The organism is Helicobacter labacensis (assembly GCF_003660285.1).
Classification (GTDB): Bacteria; Campylobacterota; Campylobacteria; order Campylobacterales; family Helicobacteraceae; genus Helicobacter; species Helicobacter labacensis.
The window spans coordinates 12,088-35,885 of sequence record NZ_QXQQ01000011.1; the positions used below are offsets into that span (position 1 = coordinate 12,088).

At 48.1% G+C, this 23,798-nt stretch carries 27 protein-coding genes and 2 pseudogenes; 13 read left to right on the forward strand and 16 right to left on the reverse strand.

All coding sequences use genetic code 11. The annotated features are described in order from the left end of the window. Window positions 1-158: 158 nt before the first annotated feature. The 3 genes and pseudogenes from EAO33_RS04535 to EAO33_RS04545 form a co-directional block, all read right to left on the reverse strand. The gene (locus EAO33_RS04535) at window positions 159-473 is read right to left on the reverse strand and encodes a hypothetical protein (protein ID WP_205589504.1); all 315 of its coding nucleotides are present in this window, start codon (window positions 471-473) and stop codon (window positions 159-161) included. A gap of 201 nt (window positions 474-674) precedes the next feature. Next, on the reverse strand, window positions 675-1,040 hold the full coding sequence (locus EAO33_RS04540) for a heat shock protein transcriptional repressor HspR (protein WP_120945400.1): 366 nt from the start codon (window positions 1,038-1,040) through the stop codon (window positions 675-677). A 10-nt stretch (window positions 1,041-1,050) separates the two neighbouring features. Then, window positions 1,051-1,918 (reverse strand): annotated as a pseudogene (locus EAO33_RS04545) (DnaJ C-terminal domain-containing protein). Between the two features lie 311 nt (window positions 1,919-2,229). Between EAO33_RS04545 and EAO33_RS04550 the strand changes: the two are divergent. Next, window positions 2,230-2,448 carry a hypothetical protein gene (locus EAO33_RS04550; protein ID WP_162982208.1) on the forward strand — a complete coding sequence of 73 codons (219 nt, stop codon included), beginning with the start codon at window positions 2,230-2,232 and terminating at the stop codon, window positions 2,446-2,448. Here EAO33_RS04550 and mnmA read toward each other — a convergent pair. The 6 genes from mnmA to EAO33_RS04580 are packed head-to-tail and all read right to left on the reverse strand — an operon-like array spanning window position 2,445 to window position 8,018. Next, complete coding sequence (mnmA, locus tag EAO33_RS04555; protein WP_120945404.1) at window positions 2,445-3,488, reverse strand: tRNA 2-thiouridine(34) synthase MnmA; 1,044 nt, start codon at window positions 3,486-3,488, stop codon at window positions 2,445-2,447. The two genes, EAO33_RS04550 and mnmA, sit on opposite strands and share 4 nt — an antisense overlap. A gap of 56 nt (window positions 3,489-3,544) precedes the next feature. Then, window positions 3,545-4,849, reverse strand: coding sequence for an adenylosuccinate lyase (purB, locus tag EAO33_RS04560; protein WP_120945406.1), 1,305 nt, complete (start codon window positions 4,847-4,849; stop codon window positions 3,545-3,547). Continuing rightward, window positions 4,849-5,793, reverse strand: coding sequence for a thiamine pyrophosphate-dependent enzyme (locus tag EAO33_RS04565; protein ID WP_120945408.1), 945 nt, complete (start codon window positions 5,791-5,793; stop codon window positions 4,849-4,851). Before EAO33_RS04565 ends, purB begins: the two co-directional genes overlap by 1 nt. Before the next feature lie 9 nt (window positions 5,794-5,802). Beyond that, the gene (locus EAO33_RS04570; protein WP_120945410.1) at window positions 5,803-7,026 is read right to left on the reverse strand and encodes a 2-oxoacid:ferredoxin oxidoreductase subunit alpha; all 1,224 of its coding nucleotides are present in this window, start codon (window positions 7,024-7,026) and stop codon (window positions 5,803-5,805) included. Beyond that, window positions 7,016-7,444, reverse strand: a complete 429-nt coding sequence (locus EAO33_RS04575) for a 4Fe-4S dicluster-binding protein (RefSeq protein WP_120945412.1) — start codon at window positions 7,442-7,444, stop codon at window positions 7,016-7,018. Before EAO33_RS04575 ends, EAO33_RS04570 begins: the two co-directional genes overlap by 11 nt. 13 nt (window positions 7,445-7,457) lie before the next feature. Beyond that, window positions 7,458-8,018 (reverse strand): pyruvate flavodoxin oxidoreductase subunit gamma, encoded by a 561-nt coding sequence (locus EAO33_RS04580; protein WP_120945414.1) that lies wholly within the window; start codon window positions 8,016-8,018, stop codon window positions 7,458-7,460. Window positions 8,019-8,262: 244 nt separating this feature from the next. Here EAO33_RS04580 and arsR point away from each other — a divergent pair, with 244 nt between their 5' ends. From arsR to EAO33_RS04645, 12 genes are all read left to right on the forward strand, one after another. Further along, the gene (gene arsR, locus EAO33_RS04585; RefSeq protein ID WP_120945416.1) at window positions 8,263-8,949 is read left to right on the forward strand and encodes an acid response regulator transcription factor ArsR; all 687 of its coding nucleotides are present in this window, start codon (window positions 8,263-8,265) and stop codon (window positions 8,947-8,949) included. A gap of 5 nt (window positions 8,950-8,954) precedes the next feature. After that, entirely contained in the window at window positions 8,955-10,217 is a 1,263-nt protein-coding gene (locus tag EAO33_RS04590) for an ArsS family sensor histidine kinase (RefSeq protein WP_120945418.1), read from the forward strand. 9 nt (window positions 10,218-10,226) lie between these two features. Beyond that, window positions 10,227-11,213 carry a porphobilinogen synthase gene (gene hemB / locus EAO33_RS04595; RefSeq protein WP_120945420.1) on the forward strand — a complete coding sequence of 329 codons (987 nt, stop codon included), beginning with the start codon at window positions 10,227-10,229 and terminating at the stop codon, window positions 11,211-11,213. Continuing rightward, entirely contained in the window at window positions 11,197-11,919 is a 723-nt protein-coding gene (locus EAO33_RS04600) for a YebC/PmpR family DNA-binding transcriptional regulator (RefSeq protein WP_120945422.1), read from the forward strand. Before hemB ends, EAO33_RS04600 begins: the two co-directional genes overlap by 17 nt. Before the next feature lie 36 nt (window positions 11,920-11,955). After that, window positions 11,956-13,362 carry a 4Fe-4S binding protein gene (locus EAO33_RS04605; RefSeq protein ID WP_120945424.1) on the forward strand — a complete coding sequence of 469 codons (1,407 nt, stop codon included), beginning with the start codon at window positions 11,956-11,958 and terminating at the stop codon, window positions 13,360-13,362. Further along, a complete protein-coding gene (locus EAO33_RS04610) occupies window positions 13,359-13,967 on the forward strand; it encodes a molecular chaperone TorD family protein (RefSeq protein ID WP_120945427.1) in 609 nt (202 codons plus the stop codon). The genes EAO33_RS04605 and EAO33_RS04610 overlap by 4 nt, the downstream gene beginning before the upstream one ends. 8 nt (window positions 13,968-13,975) lie before the next feature. Beyond that, a complete protein-coding gene (locus tag EAO33_RS04615; RefSeq protein WP_120945429.1) occupies window positions 13,976-14,185 on the forward strand; it encodes a hypothetical protein in 210 nt (69 codons plus the stop codon). A gap of 18 nt (window positions 14,186-14,203) precedes the next feature. Then, window positions 14,204-17,011, forward strand: coding sequence for a formate dehydrogenase subunit alpha (locus EAO33_RS04625; protein WP_268877464.1), 2,808 nt, complete (start codon window positions 14,204-14,206; stop codon window positions 17,009-17,011). A 1-nt stretch (window position 17,012) separates the two neighbouring features. Continuing rightward, window positions 17,013-17,651: a formate dehydrogenase FDH3 subunit beta gene (gene fdh3B, locus EAO33_RS04630; protein WP_120945435.1), complete on the forward strand. Its 639-nt coding sequence runs from the start codon at window positions 17,013-17,015 to the stop codon at window positions 17,649-17,651. A 9-nt stretch (window positions 17,652-17,660) separates the two neighbouring features. Beyond that, complete coding sequence (locus tag EAO33_RS04635) at window positions 17,661-18,536, forward strand: formate dehydrogenase subunit gamma (protein ID WP_120945437.1); 876 nt, start codon at window positions 17,661-17,663, stop codon at window positions 18,534-18,536. Between the two features lie 84 nt (window positions 18,537-18,620). Further along, on the forward strand, window positions 18,621-18,845 hold the full coding sequence (locus EAO33_RS04640) for a tautomerase family protein (protein WP_120945439.1): 225 nt from the start codon (window positions 18,621-18,623) through the stop codon (window positions 18,843-18,845). 120 nt (window positions 18,846-18,965) lie between these two features. Next, entirely contained in the window at window positions 18,966-20,063 is a 1,098-nt protein-coding gene (locus EAO33_RS04645) for a glycosyltransferase family 4 protein (protein ID WP_235853057.1), read from the forward strand. A 207-nt stretch (window positions 20,064-20,270) separates the two neighbouring features. On the opposite strand, the pseudogene EAO33_RS04650 reads toward EAO33_RS04645, so the two are convergent. From EAO33_RS04650 to rpmJ, 7 genes and pseudogenes are all read right to left on the reverse strand, one after another. Then, window positions 20,271-20,492 (reverse strand): annotated as a pseudogene (locus EAO33_RS04650) (FAD-dependent oxidoreductase); the annotation flags it as partial. A 413-nt stretch (window positions 20,493-20,905) separates the two neighbouring features. Beyond that, on the reverse strand, window positions 20,906-21,256 hold the full coding sequence (rplQ, locus tag EAO33_RS04655; RefSeq protein ID WP_120945441.1) for a 50S ribosomal protein L17: 351 nt from the start codon (window positions 21,254-21,256) through the stop codon (window positions 20,906-20,908). Beyond that, the gene (locus EAO33_RS04660; protein ID WP_120945443.1) at window positions 21,256-22,266 is read right to left on the reverse strand and encodes a DNA-directed RNA polymerase subunit alpha; all 1,011 of its coding nucleotides are present in this window, start codon (window positions 22,264-22,266) and stop codon (window positions 21,256-21,258) included. The genes rplQ and EAO33_RS04660 overlap by 1 nt, the downstream gene beginning before the upstream one ends. 12 nt (window positions 22,267-22,278) lie before the next feature. Further along, the gene (rpsD, locus tag EAO33_RS04665; RefSeq protein WP_120945445.1) at window positions 22,279-22,905 is read right to left on the reverse strand and encodes a 30S ribosomal protein S4; all 627 of its coding nucleotides are present in this window, start codon (window positions 22,903-22,905) and stop codon (window positions 22,279-22,281) included. Window positions 22,906-22,914: 9 nt separating this feature from the next. Next, a complete protein-coding gene (rpsK, locus tag EAO33_RS04670) occupies window positions 22,915-23,307 on the reverse strand; it encodes a 30S ribosomal protein S11 (RefSeq protein WP_120945447.1) in 393 nt (130 codons plus the stop codon). Window positions 23,308-23,316: 9 nt separating this feature from the next. Continuing rightward, complete coding sequence (gene rpsM, locus EAO33_RS04675) at window positions 23,317-23,679, reverse strand: 30S ribosomal protein S13 (RefSeq protein WP_120945449.1); 363 nt, start codon at window positions 23,677-23,679, stop codon at window positions 23,317-23,319. 2 nt (window positions 23,680-23,681) lie between these two features. Beyond that, window positions 23,682-23,795 (reverse strand): 50S ribosomal protein L36, encoded by a 114-nt coding sequence (gene rpmJ / locus EAO33_RS04680; protein WP_013469758.1) that lies wholly within the window; start codon window positions 23,793-23,795, stop codon window positions 23,682-23,684. Window positions 23,796-23,798 lie beyond the last annotated feature (3 nt).

The following is a 23,798-nucleotide window of genomic DNA, read 5'->3' on the forward strand; positions in this document are numbered from 1 at the left end:
GTTTCTCTTTTGGGCTGGAAAACCAAGGTCGGCATATTCTTTATAGCTAAGCTAGGGGCTTTAGCGCGCAAGCCCCCAAAGAATCTATGATGCGATCACAAAGCGTGATCGCGCGCGTTTTGTGCGGGCTATGAGGTGTTGCACGCCCGCCCTTTTCATCAATCGTTGTGGTTTTTTAAATCGATCCACTCTTCTTTGCTTTCATCATTCCCACCCCCACAGAGTTTGTAGACACCATAGGTGAGAGCACCCGCCAACACGGGCGCAACAGCCACCGCACCCAGCCCAATAGCCATATCTCCACCCACAACAGAGCTTATAGCCGCTAAACCACTCGTGATGCCCGCATCAGACAAACCAGCCACCGCACCGCCTGCAGCCACTGCCCCCACAGCTCCAGCAGCCCCAGCCGCTGCACCCACTCCTGCTACAACCACACCCTTTTCATCTTTGTTTTCGTTGTTTTCAGTCATTGCTATCCTTTCTTCTAGATTTTTGAGAGGGCATTATGCCTAACTTATGCCTAACTTATGCTTAACTTATGCCTAACTTATGCCTAACTTATGCCTAACTTATGCTTAACTTATGCTTAACTTATGCTTAACTTATGCTTAACTTATGCTTAACTTATGCGCTACCGCGCATAAGTATTACTAAATGCTACCAAATATTCCTTAAGACTTTTTAAACAAGATCAATTCGTAAGAGGTTTTTTCAAGGCGTTTGACCTCTGGTTTCACCGGAGCATTTTTTTGCATGTGGGTTTGGAGTTCTTCATTGAGGCGATCGAGTTCATCTAGGCGATCTTTGAGACGCAAGATAATATCCACCCCGGCTAAATTCACACCCATGTCCCTAGTGAGGCGCAAAATCGTCTTGATCTTGTCCACATCTCTTTGGGAGTAGAGACGCATTTTCCCATCGGTGCGCTTGGGTTCTAATAAACCCTCCTTTTCGTATTGGCGTAGAGTCTGGGGGTGCACCCCTAAAATCTTAGCCACCACACTGATCAAGTAAAGGGGTGCGTCATAATCTAGCATCATCAATCCCTTAGGGCAATTGTTCTTGTAGCACTTGTTTGCATTGCGCGCTCATGTGATCGGTATGGGGCAAGACCACATTGGCTTTCAAATACAAATCCCCCATGCCATTGCTCTTGCGATTCTTCACTCCAAGTTCTTTAAGGCGGAATTTTTGTGCGTTCTTGGTGTTGGGCGGGATTTTAAGACTCACCTCCTTATAAAGGGTTTGCACCTCCATTTTGCCCCCAAAGAGCGCGATTTTCAAGGGCACATCAAAGGATTTGATGAGATCATCGCCCTCTCTAGTGTATTCATTGTCCTCTAAAACATGCACTCTTAAGAGCACATCGCCACGCATACCCCCCTGTTGGTGTCCACGCCCACGCGCGCGCAACACCTCACCCTCTTTGATCCCAGCGGGAATCTTGAGATCAAAGCTATCATCATGGCTTAATTGCACTTCACGCTTACCCCCTAAAACCGCTTCTTTAAAACTAATTTGGATATCCACCTGAATGTCTAAATCCACTCTAGGGCTAAACCCCCCTGCAAAATTCGCGCCAAAGGCACTCCCAAAGCCCCCCCCCAAAGCCATACCCCCCGCTCCCAAAAATCTGGGAGAGAATGTCATCAAAATTCCCCCCCCTTGCGCGCGCAAAATCGCTAAAATTCTGCCCCCCAAACATGCTATCGCCCAAGCGATCGTATTGCGCGCGTTTTTGGCTATCGCTCAAGATTTCATAAGCGGCGTTGATCTCCTTGAACTTCTCCTCAGCTTCCTTACCCTTATTGAGATCGGGATGGTATTTGCGTGCCAGACGGCGGTAAGACTTCTTGATCTCCTCTGGACTAGCCCCCTCGCTCACTTCTAAGGTTTCATACAAACTCTTTCCCATAGTGTTCCTTTGTCTAAAATTAGTGCATTATAGCATAAAACTTTAGTCTTATTGTATCAATTTTATTTAGACTCATGACTTGTTACTTGCTCTAAACTGGCTAACGCAAAATTAAGCTTATTGCGCTAGAATCCAAGCCTATACCACTAATAAGAGTCCTACATGGGGTCGTTAAAGCACTGACATTTTTCTTAGCCCTCTTTGGATACGCGCAAGCTTATGTCTTAGAGAGCTCGGGTTCTTTTATCGCCATTGGTTTTTACCGCCTGCCCTCCGATATTTCCAAGAGCATGCGCCCTAAAAAGATGAGCTTGATGGAAACGATCTTGGGCGTTTTGGTTTCCGGGAAAATCTCTCCCACCTTGCAGAATATCGCCATTTACGAGGCGCGTTCCATGCACTTAGGGCAGTATGAAAACTTCATAAAGAAGTGCCAAAAACATGTCCAAATAGAATTGCCCCAACTAGGGAGCCACAATAATTCCTATGCCTCAGGTCCCTACCATGTCAATTTCCACTGGAAGTTTTAAGGCGCGCAACTCTTGGTGATAACCCCCCCGCCTAGCACGCGATCTCGATCGTAGATGACTAGGGCTTGTCCGGGGGCTACGCCATAGACGGGTGCGCTGAAACGCGCGCAAATGGTGTCCTGCTTGAGGCTGATGCGCGCGCTGGTGGGGTTGCTCCTGTAGCGCACCTTGACTAAATAATCGCCCTCTTGAAAATTAGGGGGCAGGGACATGTTACGCGCTTCTAGGGTGTAAACCGCTAGGGCTTGTCTATCCCCCACAATGATCTCATTTTGCTGGGCGTTGATTCCCACGACAAAATGGGGTTCATGCGCGCCTCTGATAGAAAAGCCCTTGCGCTTGCCAATAGTGTAGTGCATATAACCCTTGTGCGTGCCCACTACAGCCCCCTCAAGATTACGCACCAAACCCTCTTGATCCACCTTAATGTGCTGTTTTAGCGTGTCAATGTAGTTAGTCTCAACAAAGCAGATCTCTTGGGATTCCTTGTAAGTTTGCAAACTCCCTAAAAAGGGCATTTTCTCTAAAGCCAAGGGCTTGACCTCAGATTTAAGCAAATCGCCTAGAGGGAAGAGGAGGCGATCAATAGCCCTTTGGGGCAGGGCGTAGAGAAAGTAACTTTGATCTTTGCTGGTGTCTTTGGCTTCTTTGAGGCGCAACACCCCATTGAACTCCTCTAAGCGCGCGTAATGCCCGGTGGCGATCTTTTCACAGCCCCTCTCTAAGGCAAAATCTAGGGCTAGTCCAAATTTCATCAGAGGGTTACACAGCGCACAGGGATTAGGGGTTTGACCTTGTTTGTAACCCTCTATAAAGGCATCGTAAACGCTTTTTTTAAAGGCGGCTTGCAAATCCACCACTTCAAAGGGGATTTTCAAAAACCTTGCCACCTCTTGGCAATTCTTGATATACAAGGCGTGTTTGTCCTCTTTGGCATGCAATTTAAGATAAATGCCTAGCAATTCATGCCCGGCCTCTTGCAAGAGATAGGCACTATAAGAACTATCCACCCCCCCACTCATCAAAACCGCGACTTTCATTTAGCTTCTTTGCACTTAGGATGCAAAAACCTAGTGTGTTTTCTTTTAAAAAAGCCTTAAACTCCAAAGACACGATCAAAGATACGCCCGACATTTCTCAAATAGTAATCTGTTTCAAAACAGGCTTTAAGTAGCGCGCGATCCACCTGCGCCAAACGCGCATCGCTTAGAAGTTGCGTGAGAAAATCAGCCTGCAAACCCTCTTGCAAACGCGCCCACACCCACATAGCGTTCTCTTGCACGATCGCATAGCTCTGTGCCTTGCTAAAGCCCAATTTTGGCAATTCCAACAAAACGCGCTGGGAGAAAACCAACCCCCCCGTGCGCTCCAAATTCTTACGCATATTCTCCGGATACACAAGCAGATTTTTTAGCAAGGTCGCAAGACGGTGCAAGAGAAAATCTAGGGTGATAAACATGTCTGGGAAGACAAAGCGTTCTACAGAGCTGTGGCTAATATCTCTCTCATGCCAAAGGGCGACATTTTCCATCATCGGGATCGCATAAGCGCGAATCATCCTAGCTAACCCGGTGATGTTCTCACTCAAGACTGGGTTGCGTTTGTGGGGCATGGCTGAAGAACCCTTTTGCCCTGCACTAAAAGCCTCTTCGGCTTCGTAAACCTCAGTGCGCTGGTAGTGGCGGACATTGATCGCGATTTTCTCACATGTGCTCACCAGCAAAGCCACTGCATTGCACAAGCGCGCATGCTTTTCTCTTGGGATCACCTGATTGCTCACACGCGCCACGCCCAAGCCCAATTCTTGGCAAACTAATTCTTCTAACTCAAAGGGGCTATGCGCCATGTTTCCCATCGCCCCACTCACCATTCCCACGCACACCTCTTTAGCCGCTTCTTGCAAGGCTTGCCAATGGGCGTGTATATCCTCATACCACAACGCCCACACCAGTCCAAAGCTAGTAGGTTCGCCATGCACCCCATGGCTACGCCCCACCATCACCACTTCTTTAAACTCTAAAGCGCGCGCTTTGAGCACATCTAACAAAACGCGCAAATCCTCAAAGATAATTCCCAAACTCTCTTGGATCAATAAAGCTAGTGCCGTGTCAATGCAATCGCTAGAGGTGATCCCATAGTGGAAAAAGCGTTCGGCATCGCCCAAGCTCTTGCTGACAGCTTGGATAAAGGCGATCACATCGTGCCTAGTTCGCTTCTCAAAGGTGTGTATGTCCTCTAGGCTGAAGTTAGCCTGTTCTATTTGGGCTAAGGTTTTTGCGTCCAATAGCCCCAAGGTGTGCCATGCTCTAGCCACCGCCTGTTCTACGCGCAAGTAGGTTTCAAATTTATGCGACTCGCCCCAAAGGCGCGCCATTGGCTCTCGCGCGTAACGATCTAGCATTAAACCTTGGCCTCTTCTCTGCGTTGCAGGTATTCCCACCTCGCATCCACATCTTTTTGCAATTCCTCAATGATGTGCTCGTTTTCCTTTTTAAATAGGTGAGCAAAGCGTTTTTGGGGACCCAGATAATCGCGCACGGGCAAGATATTGCGCGGACGGTAGGTGATCTTGAGTTCTTGACCGTGGAAAATTTCAAACAGAGGAAAAATGAGGCAATCCACGGCTAAGTCTGTCATCTCAATGGCTAGACTGGAGTGGTATTTCCACTCAGTAGGGCAAGGGCTCAAAGCGTTGATAAAGCATGGTCCCTCAGTGTCTAAGGCGGTTTTGATCTTCTTGTTCATGTCCTTCCACTTGTTGGGGGCTAGCTGGGCGGCATAGGGGATTCCATGGGCAGCCATAATGAGAGTTAGATCTTTTTTGCGCTCTTTCTTACCAAAGCTCACTTTGCCTGCGGGAGTGGTGCTTGTGCTAGCCCCCATAGGCGTGCTCCCACTTCTTTGTCCGCCCGTGTTGGCGTAATTCTCGTTGTCTAGGCAGATGTAGGTCATGTCATGCCCGCGTTCCATGCAACCGCTGATGAACTGGAAACCAATATCATAAGACGCGCCATCGCCCCCAAAAGCGACAAATTTAGGTCGCTGCCCGGTGTATTTGCCCTTGCGCGCCAGAGCCTTATACATGCTCTCCACCCCGCTTAACGCGGTTGAGCCATTTTCAAAACCCACATGAATCCAAGGCACATCCCATGAAGTGTGGGGATAAACAGCCGAGCACACTTCTAAACAGCCCGTGGAATTGCCTAGCACAATGGGTCCTTCTAGGGCGTTTAACACTTCGCGCACAATAATGCCATGCCCACAGCCCGGACACAAGAGATGGGAGCCTTCAAACTTCTCTGCTGACTGGCTGAAACTCTTGAGCGTTTTGACTTCTTTAACCATGTGTTGCCTTTAAAAATAGGATAGTTGGGGACCATTTAGCCCGATGAATTGTTGGGTGGGGTGGGTCAAAACCCCTTTTTTAGCATCTTGCACCAGCGACTCAAAGATGCTCTCTAAATCTGCTTGGGTTACATCCCTACCCCCTAAGCCATAGATGTAATTGCTCAACACCGGGCGTTTGGACCCAGGGGCTTGGTACAAGCTAGCGGCGATTTCGTTGAAAAGCGCGCCAAGCGCTCCAGAGGGCGAACTCTTGTCCATCACGGCGATCGCCTTGGCGTTTTTCAAGGCGTTGGCGATGGCTTCAAAGGGGAAGGGACGCAAGACATGGGTGCTAACCACCCCGGCCTTAATGCCTTTTTCGCGCGCTCTTGTAGCCGCTACAATGGCTGACTCGTAAGTTGTGCCTAGCGCGAAGATCAAAACCTCCGCGTCCAAAGTTTGGAAAGTTTCTACTAGGTGGTATTGTCTCCCGGTGATCTTGGCAAAGTCGTTGAAAATGCCCTCTAAGATCGTGCTAGAGTGCATGATGGCATGGTGCAACTTGGCTTTATGTTCGAAATGCCACTCCTCTTCTGCCTGCGCGCCAAAGCTTACGGGTTTGTCAAAATCCAGCAGAGGGTGCACACTCACATAGTCACCTACGAATTTATAAGCCACCCGGTCGCTTAAAGGGCGCACATTTTGCACGGTGTGCGAAGAGAGGAAACCATCTTGGTGCACCATCACGGGCACGCGCACCTCTGTGTGTTCGGCAAGCCTGAAAGCCATTAGGGTGAAGTCATAGACCTCTTGGGGGTTGCATGTGCACAGGCTAATCCAGCCACTATCCCTACCTAGATACATGTCTGAGTGATCGCAGTGGATATTGAGTGGGGAAGCTAGCGCGCGGTTGGCTACATTGAGCACGATGGGCAGGCGCATCCCAGAGGCTTGGTAAAGCACTTCCACCATCAAGGCAAAACCCTGCGAACTGGTGGCGGTGCTAACCCGCCCCCCCGCTGCTGCTGCGCCCACACACGCGCTCATGGCGGCATGTTCGGATTCCACAAGGACAAATTCCCCTTCAATGTAGTCATTGTCCTTGAAAGACCCGTAATTTTGGATAATAGGCGTGGAGGGGGTGATCGGGTAAGCAGCCACGACATCCACTTGGGCTTGTCTTAGCGCGTGCGCGCTAGCTGTGCATCCATCCCAAGCTTCCACTTCGTTGAGCGTGTAACTAGAAGCCATTGTAACCCCCTTCTGTGCGGTAACTTTTCTTTTTAAGCCCCTCGGCTTTTTGGGGCCACTTGGTGAGCGCTTCTTCTAGGGGCTCTAAATTGTCAAACATCAGCAAAGATTTGGGGTTGGTGGGGCACACATCCACACACACCCCGCAACCCTTGCAGTGTTCGTAATCCACCCCGCTCATCTTGCCCTCGCGCGACAAAATGGATGCATCAGGACAGTAAACCCAACAGTTGAAACAGTTGATGCAGACATCTTTGTTGTGCACGGGTTTTTCCACCCGCCAATGCGAAACGCTGGCGGTAAAAGAACTCTCAGGCGTGTAAGTGCGCTCGTTATTGTGTTTGCCCAACTCGTCCTGCCCTTGTTTCTCAAAGGGGAAGAGCACCGCCCCAATCTCGAATTCTTGCCAATTTTTCATGGATTTCCTTTCTCTACTGGACTTGCTCGTAGGCTTGATCGATGGCTAACATGTTCGCATCGATCAAAGCTTGGGGCATTTTCTTACCCAAAACAGCCTTGAAGGTATTTTTAAAAAGCTCCAATTCCAACATGTTGGAAACTTTCATCAACGCCCCTAACATGGGGGTATTAGGAATGGGGCGCTTGATCGTATCCATGGCGATTTTAATGCAATTGAGAGTGTAGAGTTTTTTGTCTGCCAAATTGGGCTTTTTTTCAAACAGCTCTTCTTTGCTAAGGTGGGTGGTAACGATGTAGGTGGTGTCGGGTTTTTCATTCTCAGTGATGTCAGTGATGAAAGTCAACCCCGGGTCGATCACAAGCACATAATCAGGGCGCATGAACTTTTCGTGATTCAAAATAGGCTCTGAATCGATGCGGTTGTAAGCCGTCATAGCCGCCCCGCGTTTAGCCGAACCATAGAACGCAAAACCCTGCACTTCTTTACCCGTAGTGGTGAGGACATCAGCTAGACCCTTAGCGCCTGTAACCGCGCCCTGCCCGGCTCTAGCATGCCATCTAATTTCTAACATTACATTCTCCTTGTCGCATTATCATGTGATAAGTGCATTATACAGGATTTTTTGTAAACCACGATACACGCGACCCACCCGCGCCCCTTATACCAATGAGATCAATAGCAAGTTAACAAAAATGCCAAATTTTGCTTGGAATGCTTAAGGTGGAGTGTAAGCGCGCGTTTTTATGCTACAATAGTATTACTAAGAACGCTTATTAACGCTTTTTTAGTGTTTAACTCCTTCATAAAGGTGGGTTGTGATTAAGATTTTGATGATAGAAGATGACATTGAATTAGCCGAGATCCTGAGTGAGTTTTTTCTCCAGCATGGGGTGGAAGTGGTGAATTACGATGAACCCTATACGGGTATTAGCGCGGCTAACACCCAGCCCTACGATCTCTTGCTCTTGGATTTGACCTTGCCTAATTTAGACGGCTTGGAAGTGTGTAAAAAGATCTCCAAGCAAAAGGGCATCCCCATCATCATCTCTTCAGCGCGCAATGACATCGAGGACAAGATCAAGGCTTTAGAATACGGGGCTGATGACTACATCCCCAAGCCCTACGACCCTAAGGAGCTCTTGGCGCGTATCCAATCTCTCTTGCGCCGTTACAATAAGAAATCCCCCCAAGAGGACACCCAAACCCCCCCCAAAAGTGCCCTATTTAAAATCGACAAGGACGCGCGGGAGGTTTACATGCACAATAAAAGATTGGATCTCACGCGCGCAGAGTATGAGATTTTAACTTTGCTCATTAGCAAGCGGGGCTATGTGTTCTCTAGGGAGTCTATTGCCATCGAATCCGAATCGATTAACCCAGAAAGCTCCAATAAAAGCATTGATGTGATCATTGGGCGTTTGCGTGCCAAAATTGAAAAAGACCCTAAAAAGCCCCAACACATCATCTCTGTCCGGGGGGTGGGCTATAAATTAGAATACTAGCCCGCATGCCCTTGTCAATTTTTAGCAAGATCGTTTCTCTCTTTATTGTGTCCTTGGCGAGCTTTGGGGCGTTTTCTTATTATTTTATCCGCTCCCAAATTGACCATGAAAATTTCCAAACCCAGATTCGCCACCAGCAGTTTGTAACCACCATCAACCAAGTGCTAGCCGACAAGCACAACCGCTATTCTGCAGAAGTCTATTTGCACGAATTGGGCTTTAAGGAAATTAGCGCTGAAGAACTCAAAGAAGTGCTAGCCTTACAGAAAAATAAAAATGAGATTGAGCGCAGTGAAAACCCCTTGGCGAGCATCATCAAGGTGGGTAATAAGATCTTCATTTCCCTAAAAAGCAATGGGGACATCGTGCTGTTCAAGGAGATTCAAAAGACTTCTTACCACAACTACTACTTTGCGATTTTCATTGGGGGATTTTTGATCGTGATGATCTTTGTCTTCATGATTCGTGGGTTTATCCCTATCAACGAATTGCGTAAAAAAGTGCACCTGTTTTCTAAGGGCGAGATGGATATTGAGTGCAAGATCGACCAACAAGATGAGATTGGGGATTTAGCCGCCGCTTTTGACTCCGCGATCAAAAAGATCAAGGGTTTAAATGAGTCGCGCATTTTATTTTTGCGCGCGATCATGCACGAGTTACGCACCCCCATTACAAAGGGCATTATTGTAGCAGAGATGGTGGACAACCCCTTGCAAAAAGAACGCTTATTACGGACTTTCCAAAGATTAAACGCGTTGATCGAACAATTCGCGCGCATTGAACAACTCTCTTCTAAGAACTACAAGATCGCCAAAGACATGTTTATGATGGACCAACTCTTGGAACGCGTGGAGAACATGCTCTTATTAGAACACAATAATACCTCCATCCACGCCGATGTACCAAATTGCGCTTTCCACACCGATTTTGATCTCTTCGCGTTGGTGCTAAAAAATCTCTTAGACAACGCGCTCAAATACAGCCCCAACAAACAAGCCCATGTCAAGATCACAGGCAAAGACCTTGTGGTTTCCAACCAAGGTCAACCCATGCGCGCCGATCTCACCCATTACTTCAAACCCTATTTCCAACAAGAGAGTCAAAGTGATGGGCATGGCTTTGGGTTGGGGATGTATATCATCAAAACCGCCCTAGACACTTTGGGCTTTAGACTCACCTACGCGCACAGCGAGGGGGTGAATTTTTTCAGCATTGAAGATTGTGTTCTCAAGGAATTCAAATCCATATTTTCCACTAAAGATAGTTAAAGGATTGGTATGTTTAAACGCTTTAGACGCTTACGCGCCCACGAGGTTTTGCGCGATTTGGTGCGCGAAACCCGCCTACACCCCCAAGATTTTATTACACCCCTCTTTGTGCGTGAGGGGCAGGGGATTGAACGCCCCATTGCTTCCATGCCCGGAATCGCCCAGATGAGTATAGATGTGCTCTTGAAAGAATGCGCGTTATTGCAAACTCTAGGCTTGCAAGCCGTGTTGCTATTTGGGATTCCCAGCCATAAGGACGCGCAAGGTAGTGCGGCTTTGGATGAGAGGCACCTCATCGCCCAAGCCACGCGCGCGATCAAGGAGAAATACCCCAACATGTGCGTGATCGCAGATTTGTGTTGCTGTGAATACACCGATCATGGGCATTGTGGGGTGCTCAAAGAGCGCCAAGTAGACAATGACGCGACTTTAGAACTACTTAGCCAACAGGCTTTAGTCTTAGCCCAAAGCGGGGTAGACATGCTCGCCCCTAGTGCGATGATGGATGGGATGGTGGTGCACATCAGGCATGCCCTAGATAGCCATGGCTTTAGCATGCTACCTATTATGAGCTATTCTAGCAAGTTTGCTAGCCACTACTATGCCCCCTTTAGAGATGCAGCCGCTAGCGCGCCCAGCTTTGGGGATCGCAAGGGCTACCAAATGGATTACGCCAACCGCCGAGAGGCGATTTTAGAAAGTGTCAATGACGCTTCAGAGGGCGCAGACATTCTCATGGTCAAACCCGCCCTAGCTTACCTAGACATTGTGCGCGCGATCAAGGAACGCACTTTATTACCTCTTGCTCTCTACAATGTCAGTGGGGAATATGCCATGTTTAAGCTCGCCCAAGCCCACCATTTGATGGACTATCCCAGTGTGCTCTTAGAAACCATGATCGCTTTTAAGCGCGCAGGCGCGGACATCATCATCAGCTACCACGCTAAAGAAGTCGCACAACTCTTACTAAAGGAACACCATGGGACGCGCCTTTGAATACCGCCGTGCAGCTAAGGAAAAACGCTGGGACAAGATGAGCAAGATCTTCCCTAAACTTGCTAAAGCCATCACTTTAGCGGCTAAAGGCGGGAGCGATCCAGCCAGCAACGCTAAATTACGCACCGCTATTCTAAACGCCAAAGCCCAGAACATGCCCAAAGATAATATTGACGCAGCCATCAAGCGCGCCAGCGCTAAAGAGGGACAACTTGTGGAGGTGAGCTATGAAGGTAAGGCAAATTATGGGGTTTTGCTTTTCATGGAATGCATGACAGACAACCCCACTAGAACGATTGCCAACTTGAAAAGTTATTTTAACAAGAGCCCGGGGGCTAGCATTGTGCCCAATGGCTCGCTAGAATTTATGTTCATGCGCAAAAGTGTGCTCGAGAGCGCGTTAGATGAGTTGCAAGCTTTGAAACTCAGTATAGAGGATGTAGAATTGACTCTCATTGATTATGGTTTAGAGAGCTTAGAGGTGGATCAAGATCGCCTATTTGCCATTGGGGATTACCAAGATTTCAAACAACTTGGCGAGGGTTTTGAAGCCTTGCAATTACCCATTTATAAAGCCTCTTTACAACGCCTCCCCACCACGCCTATTAGCCTGAGCCCCCAAGCCCTCATAGAGATAGAAAAACTCCTGGATCGCATTGAAGAAGATGAAGATGTGATCGCTCTTTACAGCAATATTGGGGGATAGCGTGCGCTCGATTTTAAGCCCAATTTGAGGATGAGAATGCTTGAATTTGTCTATATCAAACACCAAAGTCGCCTAGATGTGCCCTTGCATGATCACATTGAGGTGTTAGACCAAGTGGGCGATGGGGTGGAGTGCGTGGTGGCTAATGTGCCCTTGCAGGGGGCTAAGAGGGTGGCTAGAGAGGTTAATTTTTTGCTAGAAAATAGCACCCAAGACCCCTTAGACTTAGCCAGTAGCCTCTCTTTGCTCTACGAGGCGCACGGCTTGCAATTTGACTTTGATTCGACTAAGAGGACTTATGAGGGGGAGGTGGTTGAGTTTTTTAGTTATGACTCTAATATTTGCCAATACCACCAACGGCGCGTAGAATGCTGTGGGAAGTGTAGCGAAGTCTGCCCCACTGAGGCGATCACTAAGTTAGACCCCCAGATCGCCCAAGAAAAGGGCATAGAATGTGCAGATAACCGCCATTTGGTGATTAACCACCAAGCTTGTATTGATTGTGGCAAGTGTATTAGCGTGTGTCCTAGTGGGAGTCTGCGTTATTCTAGCTTTAGCTTGGAGTGCGTCCAAGAGGTGGCTAAACTCTATAGGGGCTATATCCCCCTACTCTTAGATCACAAAGCAGAGCTACCCACTATCCCACTTAAAAAAGAAATCTTGCCCCTCTGTCTTAACCTCAACACTTTAGAACAAGTCGCCCTACTCACACTTTTGCAAGAGAGTGGCGCGCAGGTGGTGATCTATGCCCCCCAAGAGTTAGGTATTGGCACTCTGCAGAGTATTGCCCTACTCAATGGCATTTATGCCCAACTCCACCAACAAGAAGCGATCTTGTTAGCTAGCGATCTTGAGAGTTTGCAAGGGTGTTTGCAGCGCGCCCAACGCCTAGAATCCACCCACTTCACCCCCCCCAGCATCCCAGCACACACCAAGCGCGATCTCTTTGCCCAACGCTTAAAACACGCCATAGCTCAAGGGGATTATGGGCGCGTGCCCTCAGCAAGCTTTATTCGTTACGGGCACATAGAGATCAACTCTAATTGCACCTTATGTCTCTCTTGTGTGGGGGCGTGCAACACCAACGCGCTGAGTGTAGATGGCAATACCTATACCCTGCTTTTTAATCCCAGTCTTTGCACCACTTGCGGGTATTGCGAGGCGACCTGCCCTGAAAAGGATTGTTTGCATTTGGAGCGCGATGGGATCGCCCTAAACCCCTCTTATTTTGCGCCCAAAATCATGGCACAAGATAGCCTATTTGGCTGTAAAATGTGTGGTAAGCCCATTGGGACCACTAAAAGCGTGCAAAAGATCGCCCAAATGATGACCCCTAGATTTCAAGGCGATGCGCGCAGGATCGCTACGCTGTATGCCTGCCCGGATTGCAAGGTCAAAATCATGCTAGAAGACATGCTAGACATCAATTCTATTTTAAAATGAATATAGATTCCAATCTCACCTATGCGCGCGCGCTCTATTACCGCCTATGGCATTACATGGTGGTGTTTGTGCATGATGAAAGCGTGTTTAGTGAGTTAAAAGCTTTGGTCAATCACTTAAAAGATTTCCCCTTTGATCCCAGCACAGCGCACAGCTGGGAAGAGTTGCATGCCTTTTTGGAACAAGGACTAGAAGCCTTTAAAGAGGAGCAAAACGCCCTACTCTTTGCCCCCGGGGAGGGTTTTATCCCTATGAGCGCGTCTTATTATTTAGAGGGACAAGACAATGGCAAGAAACGCCTAGAGGCGATCGCGCTTTTAAAGCAATCAGGCTTGCGCATTGAGAGCCACACGATCACAAGCCCCGTGGCTGAGGACGATCTAGCCTTTTTAACCTTGATGATGAATGCCTTTTTACAGCAGTTGTTAGAGGATCAGAGCTTTTTTAGCCTGCATGAAAAACTCTTTAAAGACTTTTTCCACCTCTTTAGCGATGCTTTTATAAAAGCCATTGCTAGCCATGAAAAAAGCGCGTGTTATCTAAACTTCGCTACAATCTTAGGTGCATTTATCCAGCATGAAAGGTTGTTTTTCAACCTGGTTTAGGAGGTTGTATGGAGAACAGACGCGAGGCACTCAAAAAGCTAGGCGTATTAGGAGCGGGGGCATTAGCCGGGCAAAGCCTGCTAGCAACCATGCCAGAAAGACACTTCCCGGACACGGACAAGGGTAGCAATGGCGTGGTGGTGGGCAAGAGCAATAAAAAAGAGATACTTTATCACAAAACCCCCGCTTGGGAGATTTTTTATAAAAGCGTGTGGTAATTTGAGAAAGGAAGTAACATGGGAAAATTAAGTCGGCGCTCTTTTTTAAAAATGGGCGCAATCGGGGCAGGGGCAGGGGCAAGCCTTGCCTTTGCCAACACCAAAGTGAGTAAAAAAGAAAACACCATTGACCCCAATGAGGGGGTCAAAAGGGTTAAAACCATTTGTAGCATTTGCTCAGCTGGGTGTGGAATCATCGCTGAGGTTAAAGACGGGGTGTGGATTCGCCAAGATGTCGCTCAAGATCACCCCATTAGCGCGGGTAGCCACTGCTGTAAGGGCGTGGATCAAATTGACTTAGTCAAGTCTAAAATGCGTCTTAAATACCCGCTCAAAAGAGAGGGGGGCAAGTGGAAACGCATTAGCTACGATCAAGCCATCGATGAGATCAGCCAAAAAATGCTCAAAATGCGCGAGCAATACGGACCAGATAGCATGATGTTTATGGGGAGTGCTAAAATGAACTCCCAGCAAGCCTATTATTGGCGCAAATTTGCCGCCTTTTATGGGACAAACAACATAGACCATGTAGCCCGCATTTGACACAGCACCACAGTCGCCGGTGTGGCGAATACATGGGGGTATGGTGCGATGACAAACCACTTTGGGGACATTGTCGGGCATTCTAAAGCGATTTTGATGATTGGGCTTAATACGGCGGTGAGTAACCCCATTGGCTTTAAGCACTTTTTGCAGGCAAAGGATCGCAATAACGCTAAGTTGATTGTGATCGATCCAGTCTTTACCAAGAGTGCGGCTAAGGCAGATATTTATGTGCGCATCCGCTCGGGCACCGATATTGCCTTTATTTATGGCATGTTGCATTTGATCTTTAAGCATGGCTGGGAGGATAAGGAGGTTATTAAAACTCAAGCTTACGGGATTGAGGAAGTTAAAAAAGAGGCACTCAAATACACCCCCGAAGTGGTGGAGGACATCACGGGCGTGCCCGCAGATTTGCTCATCCAAACCACGCGCGTATTTGCTACAGCTAAGCCCGCCACTTTGGCGTGGGCACTAGGGATCACCCAGCATAGCACGGGCAGTGGCAACACGCGCATGCTCTCTATTTTGCAGTTGGTGCTAGGCAATATGGGCAAAAAGGGCGGGGGTTGTAATATCGTGCGCGGGCATGACAATGTGCAAGGCTCAACAGACATGTGCTGTTTGGCGGATAATTTGCCCGGCTATTATGGGCTAAGCGAGCCTAGTTGGCGTTATTATGCCAAATGCTGGGGGGTGAGCTTTGAGAGTTTGCAAAAACGCTTTTTTGCCCCTGAATGGATGCACAAAAAGGGCTTTAGTATCTCGCTTTGGCATGAGGGCGTGTTGCAAGAGGCTAAAACCCACTCTAGCGCGCCCATTAAAGGCTTGTGGGTGCAGGGCAATGGGGTGAGCTCCCTAGCGCACAATGTCAAAATGGCAGAGGCGATTGAAAAGCTGGATTTAATGGTGATTGCTGAACCTTTCTTAAATGAGGGGGCGATTTTAACCGACAAGCAGGATAATTTGTATGTCCTCCCCATCGCTACCCAATTTGAATGCGAGGGAATCGTGGTGGCGACTAATCGGGCTGCGCAGTGGCGATCCCAAGTGGTCAAACCCTTGTATGAAGCCAAGCAAGATCACGAGTTGATGTTTGAAATGGCTAAAAAGTTTGGCTTTTATGAGGAATACACCAAAGCCCTGCTTTGTGATTTTGATAAAAATGGGGAATTGGTGCAGGTGCGAAAAAGTTTTAGCTGGCCCGAAGATGCCACTAGAGAGATCGCGCGCACGGTGAAAGTGATAGGTCTTGGGGGTTGGACTCCCGAGCGGCTCAAAGCCCAACAAGAAAACTGGCACATGTTTGATTACATCAGCCAAGAGGGCTATGGTCCGATGAAGGGGCAGTATTATGGCTTGCCCTGGCCAGCTTGGACTGCAGAGCACCCGGGCACGCCCATTTTATATGATATTAGCACCCCCACCAAAGAGGGGGGCATGGGCTTTAGGGCGCGCTTTGGGGAGGAATACAAGGGGCAGAGCTTGTTAGCCGATAAGAGCGTTACGATCAAGGGATCGGCAATCAAGGGCGGTTACCCTGAGATCACTAAGGCTAACATTGAAAAAGTGCTAGGGATTAAGCTTAGCGATCACGAAAAAGCCATTATGGGGGATAATTGGAAGGTGGATACCAGCGGGCTTATCCAAAAGAAATGCGATGAAAAAGGCGTGTGTGTCTATGGGAATGCGCGTGCGCGTGCTATTGTGTGGAATTTCATCGATCAAATCCCGGTGCATAGAGAGCCCATCCACTCCCCGCGTCCGGATTTGGTGCAAAAATACCCCACCATTAAAGACCAAGTGAATAACTTTAGGGTGGATGTGCGCTACGCCAGCGAACAAAACAAACAAGAGTGGGCTAAGCAATACCCCATCGTGATCGCCTCCATGCGCTTGGTGAATTTGAGCGGGGCGGGGATGTTGGAGCGCACCAGCAAGTATCTATCCCACATCACGCCCGAGATGTTTTGTAACATCCACCCCGATCTAGCCCTCAACCATGGCATTAAAGACGGGGAGATGATGTGGATTCACTCCCCTGAGGGGACTAAAATTAAAGTCAAGGCGATTTTTAGCCACGCAGTTACTCCCGATCGCATTTGCATGCCTTATAGCTTTGCTGGGATTTTACAGGGCGTGGATTTGTCTCATCGCTACCCTGAGGGCACCAAGCCCTACACCACAGGAGAGAGCTCCAATACGATCACCAATTACGGCTTTGATCCGGTCACGCAAATTCCTGAGTTTAACGCCGGGCTTTGCCGTATAGAAAAGGCTTAACATGGCAAATCTAGCACCTGCTAAACAAATCCCCAATGCCAACCGCATGAAGTTTTATTGCGATGACAACCGCTGTATTAGTTGCTTTGCCTGCTCTGTGGCGTGCTCGCACTCTAACGAGCTAGAAGTGGGGCTTAATCGGCGCAAGGTCATCACCCTTTATGAGGGCGTAGAGGGCAAGGAAAAATCCATCTCCATTGCCTGCCAGCACTGTACGGATGCGCCCTGCGCGCAAGTGTGCCCGGTGGATTGCTTTTATATCCGCGAAGATGGGATCGTGCTCCACAATAAAGAAACTTGTATTGGCTGTGGTTACTGCCTGTATGCCTGCCCCTTTGGCGCGCCCCAATTCCCTAGAGATGGGGCATTTGGGGTTAGGGGCGTGATGGATAAATGCACCATGTGTGCGGGCGGTCCTGCACCCACCCACTCCAAAAAAGAAATGGAGCTCTATGGGGTCAACCGGATTGCCAGCGGACAAGTGCCCATGTGTGCAGCCACCTGCTCCACCAACGCCCTTTTAGTGGGCGATGCGCTGAGCATCGCCGACATTTATAGACGGCGTGTGATGGCAAAATACGCCAACGCCCAAGACTTCCAAACCAAGAGGGCGCACCAAGTGCAGGGTGCGACACCTTAAGGGGGGCTGATGAAAAAACTTGTGCTTTTTATGGGTCTTTTGGCGGGCTTGGGTGCGCAGAGCACCCCACTAGATCAAGAACGCATTTTAGGTATTCTGCCCTATGGGCAGAGGGACACGGGCAAGCTAGGCGAGCTTTGGACGCTTTGGCAGGGGCATTATTTTTTATGGCTCTTTTTAGCCGTTGTGCTGGGTGTGAGTTTGGGCTTTTTAATGCACTATTTAGTCATTGGTCCTAAAGAGTTTAAGCATAGTGGGCAGAAAGTGCCTTTTTTTAGTCTGTTTAACCGCATCATCCACTGGATCGCCGGGATCAGCTTTATTTTACTTGTGCCCACCGGGCTGATCATGATCTTTGGGGATTTCTTTGGGGGTGGGGCGTTTGTGCGTGCGTGCCGCATTTTACACAGCGTGGGCTGTGTGGTGTTCATGGTGGCGGTGTTGCCCATGTTGTTCATGTGGCTTAAAGACATGTTCTTTAGGCTAGCAGACATCAAATGGCTAGTGATCATGGGAGGCTATCTCTCCAAAGAGAAAAAACCCGTGCCGGCTTATAAGTTTAATGCGGGGCAGAAGATGTGGTTTTGGATCGCCACTTTGGGGGGGTTGGTGATGATTGCTAGTGGGGGGGTTTTGTATTTCAACACCGCGGATTTGAGCGCGATCGCTAACTTTTTGGGGCTTTATCAAATTTCTTTGTTGCGCTTGAGCGCGCTGGTGCATAATTTCTTTGGTTTGGTCTTGGTGGGCTTTTTCATTGTGCATATTTACATGTCCTTGTTTGCGATCAGGGGGTCTTTGCAATCCATGGTTGATGGGCATAAAGAGGAGGAGGAAGTGCAGATTTTGCATAGTTTGTATTACCAAGAGCGCATGAGGGCTTAGGTTTTGGAGTTTTTAAGTGGATTACAAAGGGTGTTGTGTTAGAAGTGAGGGGCTTTGGCACACATTAAAACAAAAGGAGAGTTTATGCCATACATCAATATTCGTGTTTCTAAGGAGCATGGGGGGGCTAGTGCGGAGCAAAAGCGCGCGCTCATCAGCGGGGTAACCGATTTGGTGGTTGATATCCTAGGCAAGAAAAGAGAAGCCACCATTGTGATCATTGATGAGCTCCCCACAGATAATTGCGGTTTGGGCGGAGAGACCATCACACGGCTAAGGCACACCCCCCCTGAACAAAAACAAGATTGAGTTTGAGCCCTCTGAAGATACTCTTCAATGCCTCTGTGTTGTTAGGTGAGCTCACAGGGATCGGGTTTTATACCCTCACCTTTGCTAAGGCTCTAGAGGCTCACTTTAAAGGGCGCAAGGATGTCCAGTTATATTGGTGGGCGCGGGGTAAATTTTATGAAAACCTCGAGGAATTACAACAAGCCCGATCTCTCTCTCTCTCTCTCTCTCTCTCTCTCTTTGCTATCGTCTAAAAATCCCTACCGCCGGTGGCTTTTAACAGGTGTAAAAACCATTTTTGGTGAAAAACTCTACATCCACCTCAAACACCGCTTTTTGTTGCGATGGATGGTCTGGCGGGTTAGCGAGCCCTTTGATCTCTACATTGAACCCGGAGGGCAGTATGCCCCTAAAGTAAAAGCCACGCAGATTTTAGGTTGTATCCATGACATACCCATTTGTGATCCAACAGGATGGGCTCTTCTCGACAGCTATTTAGTGGTTTGGAAATACCAAATGTTCCCCCAAATGCAACGCTACACAGAGGCTATTTGCTTTAGCAAGGTGATCAAAAAAGACATTTTAAAAACCTTTGGCTGGTCTAGCTCTAGAGTGCATCTGATTTACCATGGACTAAGAGACTATTTAGAGACCCCTTTGGAGGGTTTGCCACCCAGTATTACCAAAGACTTCATTTTAGTGGTGGGGGCTAAGGCTAGGCGGCGCAATGTGGGTAGACTCATAGAGGCTTTCAAACTCTTGCCCACACACCTACAAGAAACCCACCAAATTGTGCTAGTAGGGGCTCCTATTGACTTGCTCAAAGAAGATGTATTTGCCCACCAACAGCCCTTTGTCCAAAACTTGCACTATGTCAAGGATGCTTTGCTGAAAACTCTCTATGCTCGTGCCAAACTCTTATGGTGGGGCTCTACGGCTGAGGGCTTTGGCTTGCCCATGTTAGAGGCTATGCAGGCAGGTTGTGTGGTGTTGGCTAGTGATGTCTCTTGTATGCCTGAGATTTTGGGAGATAGTGGGATTTATTGTAACCCTTATAATGTAACAGACATTGCCAACGCCCTAGAACAAGCCCTCATAGATGAAACCCTGCGCGCAGAATGTCGGATTAGGGGTCTAGAGCGGGTCAAATCCTTTAGTTTTGAAGCAAGCATGGCTAAACACATAGAAGTGGTGGAGGGGATGTTGGGGGCATTCCGGGACCCTTCCCATTTGGCTTAGACGCTCTTTGTCTCAAGATTTTAGCGTTGGGGTGTAGCCATGCCCAAGCCCCGACTGCGTTATAAAATTTGGTTAACTTAATCCAACTTCCGGCTAAGATTTACAAAAGAGTTTAGAGACGCACCCAAATGCCTCAAAGTGTAGGCATACGGATTTTGTGCTCTTTTAGAGAGCGTTGCATGGGCGTTGACGATGTGTTGAGTGCCCCTAACTCTGCAATTCCTCAGGTGAGAGTTCCTCATAGAAGCGTTCCACATCTAAATGCGCGCCTAGGTATTGCGTGATTTCCTTAGCGTCTGTCAAGGCGTTTTCTAAACAACTGGTTGCACCCGGAGAGGGAGTCATGTTAAAGGTGATGCCCTGATGGGTGATGATTTTGCGCTCACCTAAGATGAGCTTTTTCTTGGAGCGATCCAACACTTGGGGGCGTGTATTTTCTCCATGGAGATTTCTGTGCAAGTAACCTTGTGTTGCTTCATATTCCTCGCATGGTGCATTTTTAGGGGGACTCTTTGCGCGGAGAATAGAAAGACGCAAACACCCTTTTAAAAACCAGCAGGCAATATGGGGCAATTATTTGACTCTATACCAAAAGCTCGAATTTAAATATATTGCTGATTCTCTGTCCCACAACACAAAAAAGACAAGACTTTTGCTGTATCAGGGAATATCACAAATTCTTACATGCATTGTGAGTGGAGGTGTGGAATCGTTATTTATGGAACAAAAGCACCCTAATACCACGCACACTCTTTTTAAACCACTCCATGTGTCCACTTAAAGTCCAAAGCCTAATTCTAAAGCACACGCCTGAGCTTTATTTAAGAACACGCCTATTTGAGCTAAACAAAAGCAATAGAGGCCACTACAGAGGCATCGCCTCTTCTAATAGCCACTCTGTGGATGCTGGTATAACCCCCATTGCGGGTTGCGTATTTAGGGGCTAATTCCGTAACTAGCTTGTGGGTGGCGTGTTTGTCTTGTAGATAAGAAAACACATGGCGATGCGCGTTAAAATCCCCTTTTCTAGCCACACTGACAAGCTTTTCAATGTAGGATTGTAATTCCTTTGCCTTGAATACACCAGTTTGGATTTTCCCATGCTCAATGAGAGAAATGGCAAGGTTTTTAAGCAATGCCTTTCTGTGCGCGCTGGTCCTGCCTAATTTTCTAAAGCGATTCTTGTGCCGCATTAACGCTCCTCATGTTTTAATTTCTCTAACTTGGCTTGCAAGGAAGCCTTGAAATCTGGTGCGAGATCCGCGCCCACAGGGTAACCCAACCCTTCTAGTTTTTCGGCGATCTCATCGTAGGATTTTTTACCCAAATTCTTGATGTTCTTGAGTTCGTAAGCGTCCATCAAGACCAATTCTCCCACATATTTAAGCCCGACTTTATCTAGGCAATTAAAACAACGCGCGCTCAAACTCAAGCTTTCGATCTCCATCACAAGGTCTTTTTCCAAGCCTTCTTCTAGGTGAGCACTCCCCTTGCAATCGGCAATATTGGTGTTGAAAATATGCATTTGGGCGTTCATGGTTTTGATAGCGTCTTGGAAAGCGCGTTGGGGGTCTACTTGCCCATCACTCTCAATCTCAAAGATGAGCTTTTCAAAATTGGGATTGCCATCTACAAGCATGTTTTCAATGTTGTAAACCACCCTTTTAACAGGGGTAAAATACGCATCCAAGGGGATATAACCGCTGGTGATGTGCCCCCGGATACTCTCAGAGGGGACATAGCCCATGCCCTTTTGCACGATGAGAGAAAACTCTAAGTTCACATCTTCATTAATCGTGGCTAAATAGGCATCGTGGTCGATCACGCCAATTTCTTCATTTTCCAAATCGCGTCCGCTCAATTTGGCTGGTCCCTTAAAAGCATAATGCACCACCACTTGTTCGTTCTGGGTGTTCTCTAGGTGTTTGCCAACCAGGCGGATATTTTTCAAATTAGCGATGAACAAGGTCATGTCCTCAGAAACCCCGCGCAAAGAGTCGAATTCATGGTTAGCCCCTTCAACCTTGATTCCAATGGGTGCGTAGCCCACAGAGCTTAAAAGCAAGAGCCGTCTTAGGGGGTGGGCTAGGGTGATGGCATAGCCCGCTTCAAAGGCAGAAACGCAAACCCTGATATGCCGATCGCTAATCCTCTCTACACTAATATCCATGGGGACTTGTGGCGCTACTTTAATCACTTTCATGCTTCCCCCCTACTATTTAGAATAGAGTTCGACAATCAATCTCTCTTCAAGAGGCAAACTCACTTCATCTCTTTCAGGATAACGGGTAAAGATGCCAAACTTCTTGTCCTTATCCACATCGATCCAAGGCACAAGCCCCACTTGATTAGTGAGTTCTACCGCGCGTGTGATTTGGGGGTTTTCCTTGCTCTTTCCTTTGATCTCAATTTTTTGCCCGCTTTTAATGAAGGCAGAGGGGATGTCCATGCGCTTGCCATCCACTAGGATATGCCCATGCGTTACAAGTTGGCGCGCAAAAGATCGTGTGGTGGCAAAACCCATGCGATAGACCACATTGTCTAAACGCCTCTCTAGCAAGCGCACCAAATTTTCCCCTGTATTGCCTTCCATGCGGTTAGCCTCTCTAAAAATCGAGCGAAACTGCTTTTCTGAAATGCCATACATCGCCTTAGCTTTTTGCTTTTCGCGCAATTGCAAACCATAATCTGAAATTTTTCCGCGTCTTTGCCCATGTTGCCCGGGACCATAGGCGCGTTTATCCAACGCGCTCTTGCCACTCAAACGGCGCTCACCCTTGAGGGACAAAGAAACCCCAAAACGGCGCTCTAATTTCTCTACTGCACCTCTATATCTTGCCATGTGCGCTCCTTACACTCTTCTTCTTTTGGGAGGACGGCAGCCATTATGGGGCAGAGGTGTGATGTCCTTGATCCAAAGCACCTTGATTCCCTCAATGCTCCCCACACTCTTAATGGCTGTCTCGCGCCCACTTCCCGGACCTTGCACTTTAATACCCACTTCTTTAATGCCATGCTCTTTGGCTTTGCTCATCGCGCTCTCTACAGCTTGCTGGGCAGCGTAGGGGGTGGATTTTTTAGACCCCCTAAAGCCCAAGCCCCCAGCAGTTGCCCAACAAATCACATTGCCCATCTCGTCTGTGATTGTGATATTGGTGTTATTGAAAGAAGCTCCGATATAGACCACCCCCCTAGCGATATTCTTTTTGACAATTTTCTTCTTAATGCTGCTGCGTTTTGCCATGCGCTCTCCTTACTTGCTACCCACGGTTTTCTTTTTGCCCTTGCGGGTGCGCGCGTTGTTTTTGGTGGTTTGTCCGCGCACGGGCAAGCCCTTGCGATGGCGAATACCCCGATAACTCCCCAAATCCATCAACGCCTTAATATCCATCTGCACTTTTTTGCGCAAATCCCCTTCCACGACATAGCCCGCTTGGATTGCCTTAGTAATGCTAGAAATCTCGTCCTCACTGAGCTCATGCACGCGTTTATCCAAAGAAATCCCCACCTTGTGTAAGATATCCCTAGAGCTCTTCAAGCCCACGCCATAAATGTAGGTTAGGGCGTATTCTACGCGCTTTTTCTTGGGTAAATCAACCCCTGCGATCCTTGCCATGTCTATCCTTGTCTTTGTTTATGTTTGGGGGTGGTGCAGATCACACGAATCACACCCCGCCTTTTAATCACCTTGCACTTATCACACATCTTTTTCACAGAAGGTCTAACTTTCATGCT

What these genes read in the sequence shown, in the direction of transcription:
- EAO33_RS04535 (WP_205589504.1), bottom strand. Translation starts at nt 473, where the DNA reads ATGACTGAAAACAACGAAAACAAAGATGAAAAGGGTGTGGTTGTAGCA.
- EAO33_RS04540 (WP_120945400.1), bottom strand. Translation starts at nt 1,040, where the DNA reads ATGCTAGATTATGACGCACCCCTTTACTTGATCAGTGTGGTGGCTAAG.
- mnmA (WP_120945404.1), bottom strand. Translation starts at nt 3,488, where the DNA reads ATGAAAGTCGCGGTTTTGATGAGTGGGGGGGTGGATAGTTCTTATAGT.
- purB (WP_120945406.1), bottom strand. Translation starts at nt 4,849, where the DNA reads ATGCTAGATCGTTACGCGCGAGAGCCAATGGCGCGCCTTTGGGGCGAG.
- EAO33_RS04565 (WP_120945408.1), bottom strand. Translation starts at nt 5,793, where the DNA reads ATGGTTAAAGAAGTCAAAACGCTCAAGAGTTTCAGCCAGTCAGCAGAG.
- EAO33_RS04570 (WP_120945410.1), bottom strand. Translation starts at nt 7,026, where the DNA reads ATGGCTTCTAGTTACACGCTCAACGAAGTGGAAGCTTGGGATGGATGC.
- EAO33_RS04575 (WP_120945412.1), bottom strand. Translation starts at nt 7,444, where the DNA reads ATGAAAAATTGGCAAGAATTCGAGATTGGGGCGGTGCTCTTCCCCTTT.
- EAO33_RS04580 (WP_120945414.1), bottom strand. Translation starts at nt 8,018, where the DNA reads ATGTTAGAAATTAGATGGCATGCTAGAGCCGGGCAGGGCGCGGTTACA.
- EAO33_RS04590 (WP_120945418.1), top strand. Translation starts at nt 8,955, where the DNA reads ATGCCCTTGTCAATTTTTAGCAAGATCGTTTCTCTCTTTATTGTGTCC.
- hemB (WP_120945420.1), top strand. Translation starts at nt 10,227, where the DNA reads ATGTTTAAACGCTTTAGACGCTTACGCGCCCACGAGGTTTTGCGCGAT.
- EAO33_RS04600 (WP_120945422.1), top strand. Translation starts at nt 11,197, where the DNA reads ATGGGACGCGCCTTTGAATACCGCCGTGCAGCTAAGGAAAAACGCTGG.
- EAO33_RS04605 (WP_120945424.1), top strand. Translation starts at nt 11,956, where the DNA reads ATGCTTGAATTTGTCTATATCAAACACCAAAGTCGCCTAGATGTGCCC.
- EAO33_RS04610 (WP_120945427.1), top strand. Translation starts at nt 13,359, where the DNA reads ATGAATATAGATTCCAATCTCACCTATGCGCGCGCGCTCTATTACCGC.
- EAO33_RS04615 (WP_120945429.1), top strand. Translation starts at nt 13,976, where the DNA reads ATGGAGAACAGACGCGAGGCACTCAAAAAGCTAGGCGTATTAGGAGCG.
- fdh3B (WP_120945435.1), top strand. Translation starts at nt 17,013, where the DNA reads ATGGCAAATCTAGCACCTGCTAAACAAATCCCCAATGCCAACCGCATG.
- EAO33_RS04635 (WP_120945437.1), top strand. Translation starts at nt 17,661, where the DNA reads ATGAAAAAACTTGTGCTTTTTATGGGTCTTTTGGCGGGCTTGGGTGCG.
- EAO33_RS04640 (WP_120945439.1), top strand. Translation starts at nt 18,621, where the DNA reads ATGCCATACATCAATATTCGTGTTTCTAAGGAGCATGGGGGGGCTAGT.
- EAO33_RS04645 (WP_235853057.1), top strand. Translation starts at nt 18,966, where the DNA reads ATGTCCAGTTATATTGGTGGGCGCGGGGTAAATTTTATGAAAACCTCG.
- rplQ (WP_120945441.1), bottom strand. Translation starts at nt 21,256, where the DNA reads ATGCGGCACAAGAATCGCTTTAGAAAATTAGGCAGGACCAGCGCGCAC.
- EAO33_RS04660 (WP_120945443.1), bottom strand. Translation starts at nt 22,266, where the DNA reads ATGAAAGTGATTAAAGTAGCGCCACAAGTCCCCATGGATATTAGTGTA.
- rpsD (WP_120945445.1), bottom strand. Translation starts at nt 22,905, where the DNA reads ATGGCAAGATATAGAGGTGCAGTAGAGAAATTAGAGCGCCGTTTTGGG.
- rpsK (WP_120945447.1), bottom strand. Translation starts at nt 23,307, where the DNA reads ATGGCAAAACGCAGCAGCATTAAGAAGAAAATTGTCAAAAAGAATATC.
- rpsM (WP_120945449.1), bottom strand. Translation starts at nt 23,679, where the DNA reads ATGGCAAGGATCGCAGGGGTTGATTTACCCAAGAAAAAGCGCGTAGAA.
- rpmJ (WP_013469758.1), bottom strand. Translation starts at nt 23,795, where the DNA reads ATGAAAGTTAGACCTTCTGTGAAAAAGATGTGTGATAAGTGCAAGGTG.